General features: G+C 31.3%; 17 protein-coding genes and 1 tRNA gene. All 18 read left to right on the top strand.

The features are described 5' to 3' along the window. The first annotated feature begins 27 nt into the window (after positions 1-27). Complete coding sequence (locus tag ACWJJ2_RS07280; RefSeq protein ID WP_220320242.1) at positions 28-2,589, top strand: RyR domain-containing protein; 2,562 nt, start codon at positions 28-30, stop codon at positions 2,587-2,589. Positions 2,590-2,770: 181 nt separating this feature from the next. Beyond that, positions 2,771-3,979: an NAD(P)/FAD-dependent oxidoreductase gene (locus ACWJJ2_RS07275; RefSeq protein ID WP_216303514.1), complete on the top strand. Its 1,209-nt coding sequence runs from the start codon at positions 2,771-2,773 to the stop codon at positions 3,977-3,979. 67 nt (positions 3,980-4,046) lie between these two features. Next, on the top strand, positions 4,047-4,208 hold the full coding sequence (gene rd, locus ACWJJ2_RS07270; RefSeq protein WP_165414173.1) for a rubredoxin: 162 nt from the start codon (positions 4,047-4,049) through the stop codon (positions 4,206-4,208). A 65-nt stretch (positions 4,209-4,273) separates the two neighbouring features. Beyond that, positions 4,274-4,462: a ferredoxin gene (locus tag ACWJJ2_RS07265; RefSeq protein ID WP_216303513.1), complete on the top strand. Its 189-nt coding sequence runs from the start codon at positions 4,274-4,276 to the stop codon at positions 4,460-4,462. Positions 4,463-4,792: 330 nt separating this feature from the next. Next, positions 4,793-6,286 carry a YjjI family glycine radical enzyme gene (locus tag ACWJJ2_RS07260; protein WP_462954111.1) on the top strand — a complete coding sequence of 498 codons (1,494 nt, stop codon included), beginning with the start codon at positions 4,793-4,795 and terminating at the stop codon, positions 6,284-6,286. Then, positions 6,279-7,115: a YjjW family glycine radical enzyme activase gene (locus tag ACWJJ2_RS07255; RefSeq protein WP_216303511.1), complete on the top strand. Its 837-nt coding sequence runs from the start codon at positions 6,279-6,281 to the stop codon at positions 7,113-7,115. Before ACWJJ2_RS07260 ends, ACWJJ2_RS07255 begins: the two co-directional genes overlap by 8 nt. A 196-nt stretch (positions 7,116-7,311) precedes the next feature. Continuing rightward, positions 7,312-7,746: a hypothetical protein gene (locus ACWJJ2_RS07250; RefSeq protein WP_216303510.1), complete on the top strand. Its 435-nt coding sequence runs from the start codon at positions 7,312-7,314 to the stop codon at positions 7,744-7,746. 498 nt (positions 7,747-8,244) lie between these two features. Further along, positions 8,245-9,669 (top strand): YfcC family protein, encoded by a 1,425-nt coding sequence (locus tag ACWJJ2_RS07245; RefSeq protein ID WP_216303509.1) that lies wholly within the window; start codon positions 8,245-8,247, stop codon positions 9,667-9,669. A gap of 557 nt (positions 9,670-10,226) precedes the next feature. Then, positions 10,227-11,234, top strand: a complete 1,008-nt coding sequence (gene selD / locus ACWJJ2_RS07240) for a selenide, water dikinase SelD (RefSeq protein WP_253198215.1) — start codon at positions 10,227-10,229, stop codon at positions 11,232-11,234. A gap of 20 nt (positions 11,235-11,254) precedes the next feature. Then, positions 11,255-12,646, top strand: a complete 1,392-nt coding sequence (gene selA, locus ACWJJ2_RS07235) for an L-seryl-tRNA(Sec) selenium transferase (RefSeq protein ID WP_462954110.1) — start codon at positions 11,255-11,257, stop codon at positions 12,644-12,646. A gap of 25 nt (positions 12,647-12,671) precedes the next feature. Further along, positions 12,672-14,579 (top strand): selenocysteine-specific translation elongation factor, encoded by a 1,908-nt coding sequence (selB, locus tag ACWJJ2_RS07230; protein ID WP_462954109.1) that lies wholly within the window; start codon positions 12,672-12,674, stop codon positions 14,577-14,579. 82 nt (positions 14,580-14,661) lie between these two features. Continuing rightward, positions 14,662-14,758: transfer RNA gene (locus ACWJJ2_RS07225), tRNA-Sec, on the top strand. Between the two features lie 166 nt (positions 14,759-14,924). Then, positions 14,925-15,128, top strand: a complete 204-nt coding sequence (locus ACWJJ2_RS07220) for a hypothetical protein (protein WP_462954108.1) — start codon at positions 14,925-14,927, stop codon at positions 15,126-15,128. Positions 15,129-15,187: 59 nt separating this feature from the next. Then, the gene (locus ACWJJ2_RS07215) at positions 15,188-16,165 is read left to right on the top strand and encodes a helix-turn-helix transcriptional regulator (protein WP_462954107.1); all 978 of its coding nucleotides are present in this window, start codon (positions 15,188-15,190) and stop codon (positions 16,163-16,165) included. 261 nt (positions 16,166-16,426) lie between these two features. Continuing rightward, complete coding sequence (cas10d, locus tag ACWJJ2_RS07210) at positions 16,427-19,342, top strand: type I-D CRISPR-associated protein Cas10d/Csc3 (RefSeq protein WP_462954106.1); 2,916 nt, start codon at positions 16,427-16,429, stop codon at positions 19,340-19,342. 2 nt (positions 19,343-19,344) lie between these two features. Further along, positions 19,345-20,322, top strand: a complete 978-nt coding sequence (gene cas7d / locus ACWJJ2_RS07205) for a type I-D CRISPR-associated protein Cas7/Csc2 (protein ID WP_462954105.1) — start codon at positions 19,345-19,347, stop codon at positions 20,320-20,322. A 3-nt stretch (positions 20,323-20,325) separates the two neighbouring features. Continuing rightward, on the top strand, positions 20,326-20,985 hold the full coding sequence (gene cas5d, locus ACWJJ2_RS07200; protein ID WP_462954104.1) for a type I-D CRISPR-associated protein Cas5/Csc1: 660 nt from the start codon (positions 20,326-20,328) through the stop codon (positions 20,983-20,985). Beyond that, the gene (cas3, locus tag ACWJJ2_RS07195; RefSeq protein WP_462954103.1) at positions 20,982-23,327 is read left to right on the top strand and encodes a type I-D CRISPR-associated helicase Cas3'; all 2,346 of its coding nucleotides are present in this window, start codon (positions 20,982-20,984) and stop codon (positions 23,325-23,327) included. The genes cas5d and cas3 overlap by 4 nt, the downstream gene beginning before the upstream one ends. Positions 23,328-23,339 lie beyond the last annotated feature (12 nt).

Here is a 23,339-nt window from a genome sequence, read left to right as displayed (position 1 = left end):
TGAAATTATTATTATAGGAGTTCAAATATGGAAAATAAAAATATAAAAGTTGTTGTATCAGGAGACATATGTGTAAATTTGTTGCAAAGGATAACATACCCTCAGAATAATACTGGTTTGAATTGGCAAACTAATTTAAATATGCATAGTAATTTAAAACCGGGGCAAGCTTTGCTTCTATCAAAACTTGTATCTTTGGCAACGGGAGCATCTGTACTTTCACCACAGATGCATGATATAGAATTGATTCTACCAGGAGAGGTTCTTAGCGCTAGTGCAGAGCTAGAGCTTTTTCCGAAATTTGATGATAAAAACAATAATGAAAAAGTTTATAGAATAAGGCGTTTTATGGGTTTTACAGGGCCGGTTTCTGGTGTGCCGAGGTTACTTCCAATTATTAACGACGACGCTAATGCAGATATAATTATATTAGATGACGAAAATAATGGATTTAACTCTAATAAAGAATTTTGGCCTTTAGCTTTAAAGTCATCCGAAACATCACCAATAATCTTATATAAAATGGTTAACCCTATTGATTCTAGTGCACTTTGGAAATGCCTACAAAAATTTCATAAAGAAAAGACAATAGTAATTATAAATGGTGATGATTTGCGTTCGAAGGGAGTTAATATAAGTAAAAGTCTTTCTTGGGAAAGGACAGCGCAAGATTTTGTTTGGCAAATTAATAATAATCCAAATCTTGCTTTTCTCGCAAGTTGCCGCCATCTTATAGTACCTTTTGGTCTTGAAGGTGCCATCTATTATAAAAATGAAGGTGTGCCTGAAATTAAATTGTATTTCCTACCATATGAATTTGAAGGAGGCTTTATTAAAGACTCCCAAGGTAAAATGTACGGACTTACCTCCAGTTTTGTTGCAGGACTTGCAAGCACTATTGTTTCAGGAAATCAAGATAATGAAGAATTATCTGAATTGATAAGCATAGGAATACGCAAAGGGACTGTTTCTGCTCAAAAATATTTTATTGAGGGATTTGGTGAAAATGTTGAAAAATCTCAATTTTTAAGTTCAGATATATTTGTTGAAAAAGAAAATGATTTTGTACATACGGAGCATGTACAGGATGTATTAGTACCTACTTCAACTAATCCTAATTGTCGTGCTTGTTGGTATATTTTAAAAGACAAAAGCGCTACTAACTTAGCAGAGATAGCTTATGACATTGTTAAAAATGGAGTGAAAAGTGCACTTGAATTTATACCAATAGCCCGATTTGGAAAGCTAACAACAGTTGATAAGGCAGAAATAGAAAGCTATAGGAGCATTAAAAATCTTATGCTTGAGTATATCTCAACTAAAAACACAGTTCGGCCTCTTTCAATTGCAGTATTTGGAACGCCTGGGTCTGGAAAATCTTTTGGTATACTGGAAGTAGCTAATAGCATTGCGTCAAATTTAATTAAAAAATTAGATTTTAATTTATCTCAATTCCGTACACCATTAGATTTAGCAATTGCTTTTCGTAAAGTAAGTGATATTGCATTGGAAGGAAAAATTCCATTAGTGTTTTTTGATGAATTTGATTCTGTTATCGAAGGAAAACTTGGATGGTTAAAATATTTCTTAGCACCTATGCAGGATGGTGTATTTAGAGAAGGAGATTCTATTCATCCTATTGGAAAAGCTATTTTTGTATTTGCTGGGGGAACAAGCAGTACTCTCAAAGGATTTTGTGGAGAAGACCTTGAAAATGAAAAAGAACAAAAACAGTTTTTACTTGAATTTAAAAATGCGAAGGGTCCTGACTTTTTAAGTCGTTTGAGGGGTTACGTAAATATCCTTGGGCCAAATCAAACCGATAATAAGTTGGATTCTTTATTTATAATTCGAAGGGCAATGTTATTACGTTCACTTTTGGAGCGTAAGGTACCTCATCTTATAAATAACAAAAAAGAGGCTCAAATTGATAATGGGGTATTACGGGCGCTTCTTAAAATTCCAAGGTATAAGCATGAATCAAGGTCTATGGAAGCAATACTCGAGATGAGCATGCTAACTAATGCGAAAAAATGGGAACAATCTCATCTACCTTCTAAAGAACAGCTACAACTACATGTAGATGAAGAACAATTTTTACGCCATTTAATGCATGATGCATTCTATAGTGAAAAAATTGAAAGTCTTGCAACTGCTATTTATGAAAATAACAGAAATATGAATGGGGATTTTATAATGCCATGGCAGGATCTTCGTGAAGAGCTTAAAAATTTCAACCGTGATCAAGCAAAAAATATTCCTAATGCCTTACTTAAAATTAATTATGATGTTGTTTCTGTTAAAGAAAAACCAGCATTTATAGAATTTACAATTAAAGAATTAAATGCCTTAGCTAAGAAGGAGCATATGCGTTGGTATTATCATAGAAAAAAGGTTGGCTTTAAATATGGTGAAGTTGAAGATAATAAGAAAAAAACTAATCCTGCACTTGTACCTTGGGGCAAGCTGACAGAAGAGAAGAAAAATAAGGTATGCCAAATGATTAAGATTTGGCCAGAAATATTGGCCAAATCAAATTTTAAGATAGAACCACTAAAGAGTCTATGTCATTGTGAGACTATACTTTAACGACATTTCAGAAGGAAAGTCTCCCACTTCTATAAGTGGAGTATAAATCTCCTTCTGAAGTCGTCAATGCATCTTCTGCGAAGATGTTGCAGCTCCGCAGGAGATGATTTAACTAGAAAATAACTTTAAATGAAAAAGGGAATAATAAAAAATAAATATTAGAATAAGATGGGTGATATAAATGGCTAAAAGAATCGTAATCGTAGGGACTGGTATTGCATCAGTAACAGCAATCAAGGCAATTAGAGAAATAGATTTAGGTTCAGAGATATGTTTGATCGGACAAGAAAATTTTTATCCATATAACCGAATAAGGCTGTCGAAGGGTATATTTGATGACCTGGAGGAAAATAACATACTTCTTCAAAAAAAAGAGTGGTATGAGCAAAATAAAGTAAAAATAATTATTAATACAAAGGTATTGAATATAAATACAGATAGCCTTGAATTAATATTATGCGATGGACGTAAAATAAAGTATGATAAATTGCTAATAGCAACTGGATCCAGCAATAATATACCACCAATTGATGGTATAGGTAAAGAAGGTGTCTACACATTAAGAGGCCTTAATGATGCTTTAAATATTAAAGATAGCCTCAATGCAAGTGCACAAGTGATAGTTATTGGAGGTGGAATACAAGGAATTGAAATGGCTTGGATATTACATCAGCATGGCAAAAAGGTTACGATTGTTGAATTGCAATCAAGGCTTATGCCTCTCCAATTAGACAATAAAGCATCAGAAATATTAAAGGATATAATGCATGGTTATGGGATAGAAATACTAACAAATACTGGTGTAGTTAAAATAACAGGAGATGCTAAAGTAGCAGGCATTCTTATAGACAAAGAAGTGGAATTAAAATGTAATATGATTGTGTATTCCACAGGAATTAAACCTAATAAAGAACTAATCGCGTATACTAAAGTTAAAGCAGTAAGAGGAATATTAGTAAACAATAAAATGGAAACCAACATAGAAAATATTTATGCAGCAGGAGATATTGCTGAATATGATAATGAAGTTAATGGACTATGGAATATTGCTATAGCACAAGGAAAAGTTGCAGGTTACAACATTGCTGGGAAGGAAACTGTTTATGAAAAAATAATCCCAGTTACAACATTAAATGCTTTTGGCATTTTGTTATTTTCTATGGGGTGCATTGATGAATTAGAGTCTACAAAGGTACTAATAGATGAAGATACTAATCTTAAAATTTATAAAAAAATATTTATAAGAAATAATAAGGTAATCGGTGCGATTGTTATAGGTGATATGAAAAGATCGCCACTTCTTAAATCAGCTATAGAAAAGGGAATAACGGTAGGTGATGTTGATCTATCTGTTGATGAGTTGTTGGATAAGTTGAAGAACAATAAATAATGGTAAGAGTATAGTGAAAATTATAGGGGAGAATATAATATTAAGTAAATTTAAAGGAGATGTTTTTATGGATAAATACGTTTGTTTAGTGTGTGGATACATTTATGATCCAGAAGAAGGAGATTCAGATGGTGGAATAAAACAAGGTACTAAATTTGAGGATATACCAGAAGATTGGGTTTGTCCATTATGTGGAGTTCCAAAATCAGACTTTGAAAAAGTTGAATAAAGTTTCGTCTACTTTTAAAGTTGGATTAAATCTTTTCTAATAACTATATTGAAGGGGTGATATTAATGAAGGCTCACGTTGATAAAGATATATGCATTGGATGTGGATTATGCCCAGGGGTATGTCCAGAAATCTTTCAAATGGAAGATGACGGAAAAGCTGTGGCATCGCCAGATGAAGTGGCAGAAAATCTTGTAAGTAGTGCAAAAAAAGCAGAAGAACAATGCCCTGTTGATGCAATTTCTGTAGAATAGTAATATCATAATAAAAAATATAATAAACTGAAAACTTGTGTTGTCAACAAGAAAATCATATTGAAAGCCAAGGAGATTTAATCACAAAGTGATTAAATCTCCTTGACTTTAGTGCATTTAAAATATAATAAAACTGAAGAAGAGCCCTAAGGCTCTAGTTATATGCATATCCAAAAGATTTATGGAAGGGTTAGGGAGTAGAAAACCTTTGCAAAAGAAAGACATTCAATATAGAATATTAATAACAGCATATAACAAATTAACATACTTATATGTTAAACAACCAATTTGAAAATGTGGTTAAAATAATTTAAATGGAGTGGTGTTATAATGAACAACATTTTAGAAATTATTAAAAACGGAACCTTAACCTACGAGCAAAAGGTATTAACCCTCGCTAGAGCAGCGGAAGACAGTATAGACGTTCTAAATATTAGAAGGGATACTCAGATGCTTCGCGATGAGGGAATAATATGTGATCTTTTTGAAGGCCATGCACCGTATAGACCTAGGTATATAGTACCTAACTATCAGAAATTCATGAAAAATGGAAGTGAATTTTTAGGACTCACGCCACCAAAGGATATTTGGGAGGCTACAAATAGTTTATTAATATTATACAGACATGTGCCATCAATTTCTTCATTCCCAGTATATATAGGGAATATTGATTATCTCTTGGAACCGTTTGTCTTAGATGAAGAAGAAGCTTTTCATGCTATAAAATTATTTTTAACACATATAGACAGAACCATAACAGATTCTTTTTGTCATGCAAATATAGGGCCAGAAGATACTAAGGCAGGAAGATTAATATTAAGAGCGGAAAGAGAACTGCAAAATGCAATTCCTAACTTAACTTTAAAATATAGTACAAGTACTCCAGATGATTTTGCTATTGATGCAATTAACACTGCCTTAATAACTGCAAAACCAAGTTTTGCTAATCATGAAATGTTCTCAAATGAGTTTGCTGGGAATTACGGTATAGTTAGTTGCTATAATGGATTAACTATAGGTGGGGGAAGTTACACTTTATCTAGATTAAATTTAGCGAGGCTTGCTAAAAAAGCAAAAAACCAAGATGAATTTATAAATGTTATATTGCCGGATGCAGTAGAGAAAATGGCTGGGTATATGCGTGAAAGAATTAGATTTTTAGTGGAGGAAAGTGGTTTCTTTGAGACCAATTTCTTAGTAAGGGAAGGATTAATAAGTAAAGATAACTTCACAGGCATGTTTGGGATGTTTGGACTTGCTGAATGTGTAAATTGTTTTATTGATTCTTCTAAATTAGAAAATAGGTTTGGCCATAGTGAAATAGCTAATACTTTAGGATATAGAATTATTGAAAAGTTAGAATCTGAGGTTAATAAATATAATGATCCTCACTGCAATATATCGAAAGGTAGATATCTGTTACATGCTCAAGTGGGGATTGATTCTGATATGGGAATAAGTCCAGGATGCAGGATTCCAATTGGAGATGAACCTGAACTTCCACAGCATATAGTGGAGTCTGCTAAATTTCATAAGTTCTTTCCCTCAGGAATAGGCGATATATTTAATTTTGATAGCACGGTTAAAAGTAATCCGGAGTATGTGCTTGATATTATCAAGGGTGCTTTTAAAAAACAAATGAGATATTTTTCAGCATATTCTACTGATTGTGATGTAATAAGAATTACTGGATATCTTGTTAAAAGATCAGAAATGAAAAAATTGCAAGAGGGGCATCAGGTGTTACAGGATACAGTAGCATTAGGACTTGGGGCAGTTCTGAATCAAAAGGTACTGGAAAGAAAGGAAAGAAAAAATGATTAAGGGATTAGTTAACCGAATTATTCCCTTTAGCTCGGTGGATGGACCGGGAAATAGGACTGCCATATTCTTGCAAGGGTGTAATTTTAACTGTTCTTATTGTCACAACCCGGAGACTATAAATATTTGTAATAGTTGTGGGGAATGCATAGATGCTTGCCATTATAATGCATTACAATTTAAGTCCTCTAATGTAGTATGGGATAAAAGAGCCTGTAGTAAATGTGATGAATGTATAAGATTTTGCAAAAGGAATAGCTCCCCTAGAGCACAAAGCATGACTGTAGAAGAAGTCGTACGCGAGATAGAGAAGAATAAAGTTTTTATCTCTGGGATTACAGTCTCAGGTGGTGAGTGCACCCTTCAAAGTGAGTTTTTAATACATTTATTTAGAGAAGTTAAAAAAATGAATTTAACATGTTTTGTGGATACCAATGGTTCGGTACCTTTATGGGAACATGAAGAGCTAGTGGATGTAATGGATATGGCAATGGTAGATATAAAATCCTATAATAACGAGGAACATAAGAGACTTACGGGTATGGAAAATACTATTGTTATAGAAAATGTAAAATATTTAGCTAAGTTAAATAAAATTTATGAGATTAGAACGGTTGTTGTACCAGAAGTTTTAGAGAATCACAATAATGTAGATAAAATCAGCAAGTTTATTGCGCTATTAAATCCAGATATAAGATATAAACTTATAAAATATAGGCAAATGGGCGTACGATCTGAAATCATAAACAGTTACACTCCTAAGGAGGAATTCATGGAGGAATTAGGAGAGATAGCGACGTATAATGGTTGCAGAAGTGTAGTTATAGTATAGTAATTATTAGAAACCTCACAAAATGTGAGGTTTTTAGTTTACCTACCGTTGTTGGATACTGAGAAATTGGTATCTTTTTTAGATTCTGGAATAGCTTAATAGTAGGAGATATAATGTAGGTACCTTTATATTTCTAACGATATAAGATATTACCTTCTTTAATAGAAGGTAATATCTTATAGGGGCGGTGAATAAGATGAATTGGAAAGAAGAATTAGTTTTACAATTAAGAAATTTGACTATTGATAAAAGCATTATTGGCAGAGCAATGCAAAACTTTGTTGAGGTATTTAATAGTAATCTAGACAAATACAATATAAAGAATATTCGAGCAACAACAGATTCAAATGAATATATAGATATAAAGTATTATAAAAAAATCAAAATAGAATGTTCTGATAAAAATGTTACTTTTATTTTATTTAACAAAGATAGGATTCAGCAAAACATATCTATTAAATTAAGTATTGCTGAAAAAGTAGGAGGTTATTTTATTCAGTATATTAATACGGAAGAGCGTAACCCAAAATTGAGAGCATTTATTGATGAAAATACTATTGATGGAATTTTTGAAGATTTATTTGAATTGAATGAAGAAATAATAACTATGAATGAAGAAACAATCAATTAAATAATAAAGAGCATCCGCTTGGATGCTCTTTATTATTCAAAACATCTTATTTCCCACGTGCTAGGCCTCTATCCATTTTCATTTTTTCTCTTAATTATAGCACTGATAATAACATTTCTATTCTGGTTTATTGTAAAATAATCATATTAATTACATCATCTGGTGCTAATTTAATTAGTTAAAAGTATTTTAATTAATTAATTGGTTAAAAATGGTGGTAATTTATTTAATTTACGATATAATATAAGTACTAGTGGTCTAAATTTATTGTATAATTGTGTCAATAATTGACAGAGAGCTTCCAGTATTTCATACAAGGGATGATATTCTTGGAAGACTTACGATAACTGTAAATAATACATAGGTAAATAACTCAGAAGTAAGAGATTATTCAGTTGATACTAATAAATTTAAAGAAACTCTACATTTTAATATGTTTAGAGAAAGCAGCAAAGAAAGAAGGTAATAAAAGCAAGTAATTGATAGGAGGACTAACATATGAAAAAGAAATTCAAGATGCCAACGGCTTATACTATTTTAGCTATTATAATTGTAATGGTAGCGATTCTTACATGGATAGTGCCAGCAGGACAATATAACTTTCTAGATCCAAACGCTGATAAACTACAGCTTATCCCAGGAACATATCACGCAGTTCCTTCAAACCCACAGGGTTTTAAAGATATTGTTTTAGCTCCTATAATTGGATTCTATGACGCAGTAGATGTTATATTATTCGTTATTGTAATAGGTGGATTCTTAGGAACAGTTATGAAGACTGGGGCAATAGATGCAGGTATAGGTAGACTTGTTAAAAAGCTAGCTGGAAAAGAACGATGGCTTATACCATTGATAATGCTATTCTTCACAATAGGGGGAACAACTTTCGGTATGGATGAAGAAACACTAGCATTCTTCCCAATATTAATACCAGTGTTTCTTGCAGCTGGGTATGACACGCTTACAGCAGTTGCCGTTATAAAGCTAGGGTCAGGAATGGCAGCTATGGCATCTTTAACTAGCCCATTTGCTATTAGTATAGCATGTAAATTTGCCGGCATTTCCATTGGTGAAGGAATTGGGATAAGAATGGTACTTCTTGTTACTTTTGTAGCTTTAGGTATATTCTGGACTATGAAATATGGTGAAATGGTTAAGGCAGATCCTACTAAATCATTGATTTATGATTTGCACCATGGACATAAGAAGCATTTTCTTGGAAATAGAAATGAAAACGATATCCCTGAATTAACAGGTAGAAGAAAACTTATACTTACTGTTTTTGGGTTAACTTTCGTAGTAATGGTAATGGGAATTATTCCGTTTAGTGATTTAGGTATTAAATTCATTCCAACACTAGGCTGGTGGTTTGGTGAACTCGCAGGAGTATTCCTTGTATCTAGTATAATTATAGCTATAATAGCAGGGTATAAAGAGGAAAAATTCCTTCCTATTTTTATAGACGGTGCACGTGATTTGTTAGGGGTTGCGATAATAATAGGTTTGGCAAGGGGTATTACTGTTGTAATGGATGCAGGACATATTTCTGACACAGTTTTACATTTGGGCGAAATTTGTCTTAAAGGAAAAGGATCAATAGGGTTCACTGTATTTACTTATTTATTCTATTTACCTATGTCATTCTTAATACCTTCAACATCAGGGCTTGCAACTGTTACGATGCCAATTCTGGCACCTTTAGCCGACTTTTCTGCTGTGCCAAGACATATAGTAATAACTGCTTATCAAGCTGCAAATGGATTGTTAAGCTTATTTTCACCAACATGTCCGGTTATTATGGCTGGATTAGTTATGGGTAAAGTACCATATGAGAGATGGTTTAAATTCATATGGAAGTTGATAGTAATAACATTTGTTGTTACACTTGTACTTTTAGTATTATCTATGTTTGTATATAGATAAATAATATATTTTAATAGTATGATGTATTTATATGAAAATGATGAAGACCACTAGGCAACAGTATAATGTACCTTATAGAGTAGACAGCTAAAAAAGCCTACCCTATAGGGTACTTTTATATATAATTAAACATTATTGTCATGAATTTTCTTAGGATATGGAAATTTTAAAAACTATTCACCTTCTAAAAAATTATGGATTTAAGGTTTGCGGTTGACTCTCATGACTTGTGATTTCGAATATAAGATGTACTAGGACCACCTCACAAAATGTGAGGTTTTTAGTTTATAGAGTTAAGTTACAAATATAAAAGTAGTATCTATTTATAATTCGTCTAAAAGCTCATTTTCATAGTGGACTACGACCAGCATTCAACATTGACCTAGTCATAGTAGCATGGTAATATATTCTTATTAGGCGATTATATGGATAAAGATTATTTAGTAACTGAATCAAATTATTTTATTATGTAAAGTACTATATAATACTTTACATATTAAAGATTTTAAATATAGAGCAAAAAAGGAGGGATCATTTTGACAAAAAAACTTACAGAAATGACAAGATCCTCTGGTTGAGCAGCTAAAATAGGGCCGGAGGCTCTTTCTAAAATTTTAAGCCAATTACCTAAAATGGTGGATGAAAATTTGATTGTCGGAATTGAAACTTCCGATGATGCAGCTGTTTATAAGATAAATGATGAAATGGCAATGATACAAACTTTGGATTTTTTCACTCCTGTAGTGGATGATCCATATACTTTTGGACAAATCGCAGCGGCGAATTCTTTAAGCGACATATATGCAATGGGAGGAAAACCAGCGCTTGCACTTAATATAGTTTGTTTTCCGACCTGCATTTCTATGGATATACTTGGAGAAATACTTAGAGGTGGAGCAGATAAAGTAATTGAAGCAGGAGCAATTGTCATAGGAGGACATTCAGTTGATGATAATGAGCCCAAATATGGCTTATCAGTCACTGGTTTTGTGCATCCGGATAAAATTCTGAAAAATTATGGATGTGAGGTTTGCGATGTACTGATACTTACAAAACCTTTAGGTACGGGTATAGTGAACACTGCAATAAAAGGAGGCGTCGCGTCTGTTAATGCATATAATCAAGCAGTAAAGGTTATGACTACTTTGAATAAATATGCTGGAGAAATAATAGCATCACATGAAATAAACGCATGTACTGATATAACTGGATTTGGAATTATGGGGCACTGCTTTGAAATGGCTAAGGCTTCAAAAGTTACACTAAAGCTTTGGAAGAATAAAATACCATATATCAAAGAGGCAAAAGAGTACGCTGAAATGGGTTTAGTACCGGCAGGTTCTTATAAAAATAGGGATTATATAAAAGAGGAATACGAGCTTAGAAATATTGAACCTTGGCTGGAGGATATTATATTTGATCCTCAGACATCTGGAGGGCTACTGGTTTCATGTACTAAAAGAGAAGCTGAAAAACTAATTGAAGAACTTTCAGAACTTGAATTGAAATCTGAAATTATTGGTGAAGTTCTTGAATATGGAGATAAATATATTATTGTAGAGTAAAAACAGAATGGAGAATAAAAATGGAAAAAAATTTACTGCTACGAAAATTACCAAAAATTGATGGTCTTTTAAATGAAGCTTTTGTAATTGATGTTTTGTTAAACACATCGAGAGTCAAGGTTGTTGATGCACTTAGGGAAACAATTGATCTATTTAGAAAAAACATTTTATCTGGAGATTTAGAAAACTTTGAAACAAAAGATATCCTTGAGCAATTTAAAAGAAATATAGAGGAAAAAAAATCTGTAAGTTTAAAAAAGATAATCAATTGCACTGGAGTAATTATTCATACAAATCTGGGAAGGTCGAGGCTTTCGAAAAATGCAGTAGAAGGTGTATTAAATATAGCTAACAATTATAGCAATCTTGAATATAACTTAGCTGATGGGAAAAGGGGATCTAGATACAGTCATGTTGAGGATATCCTTACGAAAATTACGGGGGCCGAAGCTGCATTGGTTGTTAATAATAATGCCGCAGCAGTACTTTTGGCTTTAAATACACTGTGCAGCGGGAAGGAAGCAATTGTATCAAGAGGACAGCTTGTAGAAATTGGTGGATCTTTTAGAATACCAGATGTAATGAGATTTAGCGGCGCAAAGCTAATGGAGGTTGGAACAACTAACAGAACCCACCCTCATGATTATGAGAGTAACATAAATGAAAATACGGGGGCATTATTAAAAGTACATACTTCAAACTTTAAAATTCTTGGGTATACACTTGAGGTTCCTAATGAGGAATTAGTTGAAATAGGACTTAAGAATGACATTCCAGTAATTGAAGATATTGGTAGTGGAACTCTCGTTGATTTTTCAAAGTACGGTTTTACTCATGAACCAACAGTTCAAGAAAGTGTAAAAAAAGGGGTAGATGTTATTACATTTAGCGGAGATAAGATGCTCGGAGGACCTCAAGCAGGGATTATAGTAGGTAAAAAGAAATACATAGATATGATGAAAAAAAACCAACTTACTAGAGCACTTAGGATTGATAAAATGACTCTTGCGGCGCTTGAAGGCACACTTAAATATTACTTTGATGAAAGTGAAGCTGTGGAAAACATTCCTACACTTTATATGATATTAAGCTCTAAGGAGCTTAATAAAAAAAGAGCATTGAGGCTTAAAAGAAAACTGAATTCAAATTCAGAAAATTTTACATTTAAAGTTTGCGAAGATTTTTCTATGGTAGGTGGGGGTTCAATGCCCGAGGCGCGGATAGCGACCTTTGTAATTAAAGTAAAAGGTAGTAATTTACCCTCAGAGGAAATTGAAAAGAGGCTTAGGCTAAATAAAGTTCCGATTATAGTACGCGTAAGTAATGATGAGGTCATACTCGATTTAAGGACCATTGCTGATAATGATTTTGAAGTAATATCAGAAGCTTTTAAAAAAATGGATCTAAATTGAAATTTTATTTGGGGTGGTGATAACTATGAAACATATTATAATTGGTACAGCGGGGCATATAGATCATGGTAAAACATCACTCGTAAAAGCACTTACAGGTAGAGAAACTGATACCTTAAAGGAAGAAAAAGACAGAGGAATATCGATAAATTTAGGGTTTGCCTGTTTTGATCTCCCATCTGGAAGAAGAGCAGGAATAATAGATGTTCCTGGTCATGAGAAATTTATTAAAAATATGCTGGCGGGTGTAAGTTCTATTGATATAGTTTTAATGGTAATTGCTGCTGATGAGGGTATTATGCCTCAGACAAAAGAGCATTTTGAAATACTTCAACTACTTGATGTAAAAAAAGGAATTATTGTGCTTACTAAAATTGACATGGTGGAAGAAGAATGGCTTTCAATGGTAAAAGATGACGTTAAGGAGCAATTTAAAGACAGTTTCCTAGAGAATGCACAAGTCCATTGCGTATCATCTAAAACTAGGCAAGGAATATCGGAACTTGCATGTGAGATAGATACGATGACGCAGGAGGTACGTTCAAAGGATATAACAGGGCATTTTAGGCTTCCTGTTGATAGGGTATTTTCGGTAAGTGGTTTTGGAACTGTTGTAACTGGTACTGTTATTAGCGGTAAAATTGAAGAAGGGCAAACAGTTATGATGTACCCCTCAAAATTAATGTCCAAAATAAGAGGAATTCAAGTGCATGATAATCCAGTTAAAATTGCAGAGGCAGGTCAAAGGTGTGCAATAAATCTTGCAAATGTTAAAACAAAAGATATCGAAAGAGGAGATGTTATTTCAATAGAAAGCGTAATGGAGCCATCTCTTATGGTAGATTGTAAGATTTACTATTTATTGAGCAATTCAAAACCTCTTGTAAATAGACAAAGGGTAAGATTGTACCATGGAACAAGTGAAATTATTTGCAGAGTAGTAATACTTGACCTTGAGGAAATAAATCCTGGAGAGGAAGCGTATGTACAGCTTAGGCTTGAAAAGCCTCTTACAGCTCAAAGAAATGATAGATTTGTAATTAGAAATTATTCACCAATGTATACGATTGGTGGAGGCTCGATAATAGAGCCCTCAGCGCCAAAGGCTAAGAGGTTTCATGAGGACTACATAGAAGAGCTTAAAATAAAAGAAAGTGGGCACTCTGAGAGTATTATTGAAAAAACTGTAGAAAAATTAAGCTCAGAATTTCCAAGGATTTCTGGTATATTGAAATCATTAGGTAAGAATGAAGGGGATGTTCAGGAAAAACTTGACATTTTAGTTTTAAATCAAAAGCTAATAAAGCTTAAAGGTGGAGATTCTCCAGTTTATATTCATATAAACTATTTAAATAAAAAGGTAAATACTCTTTTAAAGCTTGCTTCGGATTATCATAAAAGTAACCCGCTCAAGATTGGAATCTCAAAGGAAGAAATTAAAACAAAGGTATTTGGAAAAAATATAAAACAGAAGACCTATGATGATTTGCTATTTAAGCTTGAGCAACAAAAAATAATTAATCTTAAAAGCAAGTTTATAGGTGAATATGGCTATGAAATAGTACTTACCAAAGAGCAACAATCAGAAAGAAACACAATAATAAAAGTCTTTGAAGATGCACGTTATATCCCACCCAAATATGAGGAGTTGCTCGAGGGTTCAAAGGATAAAAAGATTTTTACTATGGTATTTGAGCTACTGCTTGATGAAGAAATACTCTTTAAAATAAACACAGAATGCTACTTATTAAATGACTATTATAAAGAAGTAAAGGATAAGGTTAAAAAATATATTGATGAAAATGAAAGTATTACTATTGCACAGTTTAAAGACATGATGAATACTAATAGAAAATATGGACTTATTTTACTAGAACATTTAGATGGAATAAAATTCACTAAACGTGTGGGAGATAGTAGGGTACTTTTATAGCAGGTGAAATAAAATTTAATTTTACAAAAGATATCATAGTGTGAGTATCTGTGATAAAATGGTACTAGAGTTAAATTTTTATGGGAGTAGATAGGTGCTGGTGTGCCTGCCAGTCTTCAAAACTGTGTTGTCGTGCTAAGACCACGATGGGTGTGTTCGATTCACACATATTCCCGCCAATTAAATTTAAAGCCTTGAGGGGCTTTTTTTTAGTTCTATTAAATCATCTCCTGCGGAGATGCAATATCAACGACTTCAGAAGGAGATTTACCTCTTTGTAGACCTCTGGAGTAGATAACAATTCTTAATTGTTATCCCCCCACTTCAGAACGGGTTAAAAGTGGTATGGCTAATGCTAAATCTGAGGGTGAAATAATCGGTATAGCTAGAACAAGTATGGATGATATACCAATAGCAGTAACAAAAGCCTATGAACTATTAAGAAATTGCAAAATAAATAAGGGCGAATGTGCTAGAATGTGTGACATATTAAGACCAAGTTTGCATAAATATACTAAGAATATTGAAAAAGAAGAAGGGTTAGTATGATATAAAATATATATAATTTGATTAACATTTTTAAAAATTCAAAAATAAAAGGAGTAAAAATGAGGGACAAAAATATATCTAGTAGAACAGAAAAAAGGAATGCGATGACCTATATTATATATGAATTATTAAAAGGAAAAAAACTTTCAACAAAGGAAATGGCAGAATTAGTGGGAAAAGATCAAAGAACATGTGAAAGATATGTAAAAGAAATAGAAGAAAGTGATTTGCCTATAAGGAGAGAAGTATCTCAATATTATCTCAATACGGATGAGGGGTATTTGCCTTTTTATTTATCTAAGGAAAAAATAAATCTGATTTATATTTCACTAATATCTTTTAGTGCATTTGGTAGAGATTTAAAACTTGTAAATGAGGTGATTAAGCAGATAGAAGAACTAGTATCTCCAAGAGATAAAGAGTTGATGGACAGTATAAAGGGAAATCTTGTGGTTAAAAGAAGATATGAGATTATAACAGCTAATAGTTACAGTAGTTATGAAATATTTATGTTGTTGCTTGAAGCTTTTAGTAAAAGACGTTGCATTAAAATTAAATACAACTCTAGGAGAAATAATGATTATAGGGTAATAGATGTTTATGGTTTTTGTTTAGCAAAAGAAACTTACTATATAAATGCCTATTGCCACAAGGTAGATAAAATTCTTATGTTTAGAGTAGATAGGATTACGGAATGCTCTCTAGAGGATACATATTATTGCATTTCAGAGGAATTCAATTTGAAACAATATTATAAATATACTTGGGAAGTGGAAAAATCAAAAGAACCCTTTGATTTTGAAATTTTGTTTTGTGGTAGGTCTATTAATAATATTAGAGAAAGAAAATGGTGTGAAAACCAGGAAATAACTAATAAGAATGAAGGCACTATTTTATTTGAAGGGACTACATCTTCAAAGATAGAATTTGAAAAGTGGATTTTAAGTTTTGGGAGTGAAGCAAAGGTTATTAAACCATTGTGGTTAAAAGAAATAATAAAAGAAGAATTAAATAAGGCGATTATATTATACGATTAAGAATTTAACAATATTTTAGCAACACAGGTGGTAATTTAATAGTGAAAGAGCGACAATAAGTGTGTCGCTCTTTAATTTTAAACATATTTAGTATTGAAATTCTTATTTTAATAGTAGTATAATGTAATTGATAAACTAAATATAGAAAATAAATTATAATGTGGTTAAAAATACAAAGGAAAAAATGTAAATTATCTATAAGTATATTGTGACAAATTAAAGAAAGAGGGTGAGAATATTAGTAAGGATAAATTAAAAGAGATGTTTAAATTAAGATTAGTTACGTTAAAAGAAACAAGCGTAATTAATGACTATTATGAAAAGATAGTAAACAAAGGTTTGAAAAAATATAAAAAAATAGTTCAATATGGAATGAAAAAAAATCAAACATTATTCAGTCATGTGCTTGATATGATTGGGGTTCTAGATGGAATTAGAAATATCTTGCCAGTAGATGAATTGGAATTAAGAGTATTAATGGTTGCTATAACAATACATGATCTTAATAAGTTAGAGGAACATGCTGAAAAGTCATATTCAAGAATTATTTCAGAACAAAATAATAGAGGTGAATATGCAAATATACTTAGTGAATGTGAAGTACTAAGCATTAAAGACTTCTTTCCACAGTACAAGGAATATATAGAGGACATTAGAGCTATAATAGGTCAACATTCTGCACATACCAGTGCTTTTGCAGAAAATCTAATTTGTAATCCTGAAAGATACAAATTAGGGGATGAAAAAATAGAGATATTAATTTCTATAATAAGAGCGTTGGATGTATTAGATTTATCTAAGACTATGGATGAGGAGGAAAAGAAAAGACAATTTTTAACTCATATTAATAATGCAACAAAATACAAGAGTAAACAGTATAAATTGGTTACACATACTATAAGTGAAGACAGAGGGATACTTACAAATATATGTCATAATACTGTGGTTAAATTTTTGGAGGAGAAAGCATTTATTGATGTTGCCTATTATAAAGAAGGAGTTCTTTATTTAGTCGAGGACAAAGAAATACTTTTTAATGAAAAGGATAGAGAAAATCTTATTGCAAGCTGTGTTGATTCTATTAAAAGTAAGATCTTCTATGATTTCAAAATTTACATTAATAATGTTCAGTCAGGCATTAAGGTTGATGAAAAATGTTTAGATATTGCATCAATAGAAAAAATAATTTATGAAATTAAGATAAGATGTGAGAAATCAAAGATTCCAGATATTAATAAAAAAAATCAAATTATTAGAGTTGTTGCCGAAAAATACATAAATCTATATTCAAGTGAAAAATCGGAAGGGTTTGAGGAATGCATTACAAAATTAAAAATAGATATTGAGGCCACAACGGAAAAGAAGATCTTAAGTAAGCTTAATAAAGAATTAAAGGAAAAGATTTGTTTACTAAGGGAACAAAAGATAGGAAAAGGTATTTTTCATAGAAAAGTTAAGGAAGAATATTTTATAGAAAGTAATGAGGACAAGCTTAGATTTTCGGAATTTGTAAGATCCTTTTATAATTTTGTAAATAGTCATGTGTGCACTAATACTATCCTAAGTTGGAATGAATTATACACTTTCTTTAACATTTCAGAAGAGGATAGTTATTATTTAGATGCTTTTGAAGGATTGTACATAAGACCATATGTTTTAGGACAGTTAATATATGATGAATATAAAGACATGGACGAAGAACTTACAAACAGGATTATTAAATATTTGGAAGGTAAGCTTTCAAATCAAGAGAATAAAAATGAAGATATCATGTGGGTTGATTTAAAAGATTATCTTAATAGAAACATAATTCTATCTTTTGATAATAAAATTATATTTAAAAAAGAAAATGCATTAAAGAATTATGCAGAAAAGAAAAGTAGCAAGTGCTGTTTATGCAGCAGTGAATATGAGACAAGCAATTGGATGTCAGTTAATGTGCCCTACAAGTTGAAAATACAGAATTTTTCAAATAAAATAAATGGAGGCGCTAGGGAACCTAAAAGAAATATATGTTCCATTTGCAATATAGAATATCTGCTTCATAAAGTCACTTATGCCTCAAAGGTTGAAGTAAGTAGGAGATATTTAAGCATACTTCCTAGGGGATTTAATACAAAATCATATATTAGAGCATTTAGAGAGAGTATTAATGAATTTAAAAGCAAGGACATAGGCTCAGTTTATTTTAATGAATATAGTACATTTGTAGCATTAGCTAATGAAAATGTGGAGGAAATAGAACCACTTTTTACACAAGCAAAGATAAATGGAATAGCTATACCAAATTATGCAGAGACATTAACAAATTATTTTATTTTACCTATACATTTGGTTAAAAAGGATAATGAAACGACAAAATGGATTTCAACTTTATTGTATGCACTAACTTTCAATATATATTTTGATTCCAAAATAGTTATAAGCGAGTTTCCAGTACCAATATTAAACCAAAATGAGATGGAAGAGATATATGTGGGAGATGTTCCTGTACAATTCAGGAATATATTTGAAAAGCAGTGGACAAAGGAAGAATGCTTAAATACAATAAAATTATTTATTAATTTATTCACAATGGCTAAGTCCTTGGGAGAAACAGCGGATATAGTTTATGACTCATTAAAAGCTATGGCAAAGGGTAGAACAAACTTTATATATTGTGTATATAAAAAGCTAAAAAATAAATATGATAACCCTAATTTTAAGATTAAGGAAATTAAAGATTTTATAGATGGAATTTTAAGTTATGTAGAGGATGGTGAGATACTAGTGTCAAACATTAAAGAGTTAGCTCTATTTGCTAATGGAAATTATATAAGAGGAAATATAAATGGAGGATTTATAAAGGACAATGCTATAAACAAACCACTTAATATTATAATGGACATATTGTGTAGATGGGATAAGAACATATACACACAGGAAGATATAACAGTTTTATGTAAAAGTGAGATTCAAAAATATTTTAAAAGAATTGACCCTAAATATGGAAAAACTAAGAAAAGAATTGAAGCAGTAGAAAGGTATGTGGATTTATTTATGAATAAGATTCTAGATGAAACATTAGGTGGCAAGGTATATAACCTTGAAAATGAGAAGAAAAATATATTATCTACTTATAGTTATTATTATAGATTGGCAATGACTAAATTAAATAAAAATGGGAGTGAAGAATAATTATGAAAAGAGAAGATATAATTAAGGGCAAAGAAAGTAATTTTATGGACAAATACACACATTTTCCGGAGGGGAAATATATTACAGTAGCTATATTAAGAGAGGCTCAATCAGAGTGTATTTTTAGGACTGAGGGTTCTGGAGAAGGATTAAACAAGGAAAGAGTTTCAATGGGAATAGAAAATAAAGCAAATGATTTTAGAGCAATTATTAGTAAAAGAAAGCAATGTGCAGTGGAAAGAAGGACAGGTAGAGAGTATTTAAGGCTTAATGATTTGTTATTTACTACTAGTAAAGATAAGAGTGTATGTGCTTTAAATAAGAATACGCCATGTGGAAAATGTTTAGATTGTATGACTAATGGGTTTGCGGTAGGCGATGGTGGTGCACAAAAATCAAGAATTATATATGATAATGCTTATTCTATATTACCTTTCAATATGGTAACTGGGGTTAAAACCTTCAATGCTCTTTATGACAATGGAACTATGAGGGATGAAAAGGGTAATGCTTCATCATCAATAAATGAAGATGAATATATTAAGCCGGGAACAGTATTTATGGATATGATAACTTTTAAAGATGTAACTTTTATTGAATTTATATATGGTTTATCCAACATACTTAGAAGTAGAAGATATGGAGCTATCTCTAGTAGAATTGGTAAGATGAAGAACACAATATTGAAGGTAGCTTTTTCAGATTGTGAACTCTTCTCTAATCTTGAATTAACGCAAAGAGTATATGACAAGTTAGTTGTAGCTTCAGAAATAGAGTTCCCGCTTGAATCAAGCATAGTAGAAAAATCTGCAAAAGAATCCTTTGATGGATTGAAGAAAGAAGTATTTGGAAATATTACAGAGCTAAATGAGGCTGAGTTAGGTGATTTATTAGAATATATAAAAAGTATCTATAAAGAAGATGGAGAAGAAAAGGCTGTAGATTTATTTAAAGAACAATCAAAGCAGTATGGTGAATAGGTAATGGAAATTTATAAATATACGTTGGAATTTATGGAAGAAGTTTTCTTTTCAAGTCAAGAAATAGATACCTTATTCTCTACTAAGCCTTTTATTGGTAATTATGCACTTACCTATGCTATGGGGTGGTGTAATTCTAAATATAATCAAAATTATATTAGTTATGAAGAAGACTTTAAATTAGTCAATAGCAATGGATTGTATATTACACCAGCTTATATAAAAGAACCTAAATACAGTTTGTTTACTTTTAATGCTTTATCAGATTGGTATTATCACAAGATGGAAAGAGCTTTGGCTAATTATCCACAAGTGGGAAAAATAAAGGCTTTATCGGTAGGAAATAAGGCAGAGGGACTGCTATTTTCTGAGGATGAACTTAAAAAAATAAGTTATATTCGCCTCGGTAAATTTCTTGGTAAAGTTAAGGTTAGCTATGAAAAATGTGACTTTGATATTGCGAGTTATGATAAAAAGTGTTATGGATTAGTTAACTCGGTGGATTTAAGTGGAGAGTTTAACGCTAAAAGTTTTGACCTTATAAACATGCATCCGGTTTCTCTTCTTAAAAATCTGAGGGGAGAAGGTAAAATGTATCAGATAAAAACAGAGCAGGGTGAAATTTTTTATCCTTGTCAGGTGAAACTTGGAGGAAATATATGAAGCATTATACAGTAAAAGGGGAGTTCTTAAAAAAAGCTCCCTCATCTCCTTATTTATATCATCAAAAAAGGACACTAGATGAGCTCGGAAGCAATTCAGTTGTATTCAATACTTATCCAACAGGTGCTGGAAAAACAATAGCGTCTCTATTGTACTTAAAGGAAAATATAAATGTAGATACATTGTTTATAGCACCTACAAATGAGCTCTTAAGGCAACATTCAGACGATATTAAAGAATTTGTTAAGAAAAATAATTTGCCACATATAGTTGTGAAAATTGATGCTAGTGTAATAGAGAAATTGCGGGAAGGTCATAGAAAAGGTGCTGCATTATATGAAGTCCTAAGTAATCCTCTACAATTTAGAGATGAACTTTCAATAGAAAATATAGAGTACGATGGTAAAAGACCAGTAATAGTAGTAGTTAATCCAGATATTTTTTATTATTGTTTTTACTCACTTTATGGGAAAAATGATAAGGGCAATTTAATGGATATTATAATCAAAAAATTTAACTATATAGTTATTGATGAATTTCATTACTACAATTCTAAGCAGTTGGCTAATTTTCTCTTTTTCATGATTTTATCTAAGGAATTCGATTATTTCAAATATGGAAGAAAAATGTGTATATTGACAGCAACTCCAGATGCATTGGTAGAGCAATATTTAAAACGTGGTGGTATAGAATATAAGATTATATCAAATGAAAATGAAAGTTTAGAAAGTGAAGCTTATGAAAAATTGAAAACTCTTACGGAGTTAGATTTATATATTACTAACAAAACACTGGATGAGGTTGTTTGTGAGATGTATAAAGATAATTTTTTGAAAAATGATTGTGTAGTTATTAGTCAGTCAATATATAGAGTCAATAAACTAAAGCAGCAACTTATTAATAGTGGTATTAGTAAGAATGATATAGGCATTATTACTGGTGCAATAAAGTCTGATGAGAGAAAAAACGCTGTGGCAAAACAACTTATAATAGCAACACCAACGGTTGACATAGGATATAATTTTAAAAAAGACAATAAGGAAAGCCAAAATATTGATGTAGTAATAACAGAAGCTAATACTTGCGATCAGGCATTGCAAAGACTTGGTAGGGCTGGAAGAATACTTGGTAAAAAGGTTCAAAGTAAAAGAAGCAAGGTTGTAGTATGCGTTACAGATGTGGTATATGAATCTTTTAAAGAAGAAACGGGAGAGATATCAAGGTTAGAACTTAAAGAACTTATAAAAAAAGCTATGCCAGAGCGAAATATAATGAAGAAATACATAGAGACTAAGGGAATATTAGAATTGTGTTTCCCATTGAAGGAAATATATAGAAAGATGTCATATCGGAATAGATCTATTATAGAAAACTTATTTGATATGGTTATATCTGTATTTGCACCAAAAAGCAAGGAGAACTTTAAAGGCCTATTAGCAAAGATAAATAAATATAATAAACAATGTATATTTATAAATGAATACAACAAGTCCGGTGATAAAAAAGAAGTTGTACAAAATATCGATAATAACCTATTTATTGAGTTTTACAAAAATTATTGCCTAGATGAAGATGAGGTTGTAGATGAATCAATGCTTGATGATTTTTCACAAGAAGATATAAAAATTCTAAAATCAGATGTTGAGCAGGAGATAGTCCATTATATAAATTCAGAAATAACTAAAATAAAATCATTAATTAATTTCAGAGGTACCGATATCAGTAAGCCTGCTTTAGTTTTTGATAAATATTATAAATTTGGGCAAGAACATAGGCTATTTGTATATGATATTTTCCATTTAATGAGATATTATGAAATAGATTGGTATGAAAATAAAAAAGACTTTGAGAAGGCAGCAAAAATAAAGCTTAACGATTATGAGGAAGAAGTAAATGGAATAGATAAGATAGATATATTTGTAATAGTTAATGGAATAAAAGAAAATGCTATAGAAATTACTTGGGAATATGCATTTAACGGTGAGCAGAGTGCTTTTGATGAAAAATATACAAATAAAATTGAAGCTATAAATAATCTTAATTTAGTTGGATATGAATATACAAATCTAGGAAGGGAAGGTGTGGCCTTTCCAGAAAAAATAACCAAAGCATTCAGAGAAAGTTATATAGCGATATACACAATTTCACAGGAACCAAAGGAAGAGTATAAAATCAGGAAAATAATAAAAAATCAGCCTATATTTCTTCAAAAGTTAACGGTGCAATTTCCAGAGAGTCAAAAAGAGTATTATATAATAATAGGAACTAATGGAATTAGTGTGGATAGTGAAGTTGTAAAAATGAGAAGTAAAAGTATTAAAGAAGAATTTTTTATAGTGTAATTGGAGGGTTAG

Source organism: Clostridium sp. CM039, from assembly GCF_055081075.1.
The sequence above is the reverse complement of the archived record's forward strand: the minus strand, read 5'-3'. Positions and strand labels throughout refer to the sequence as shown.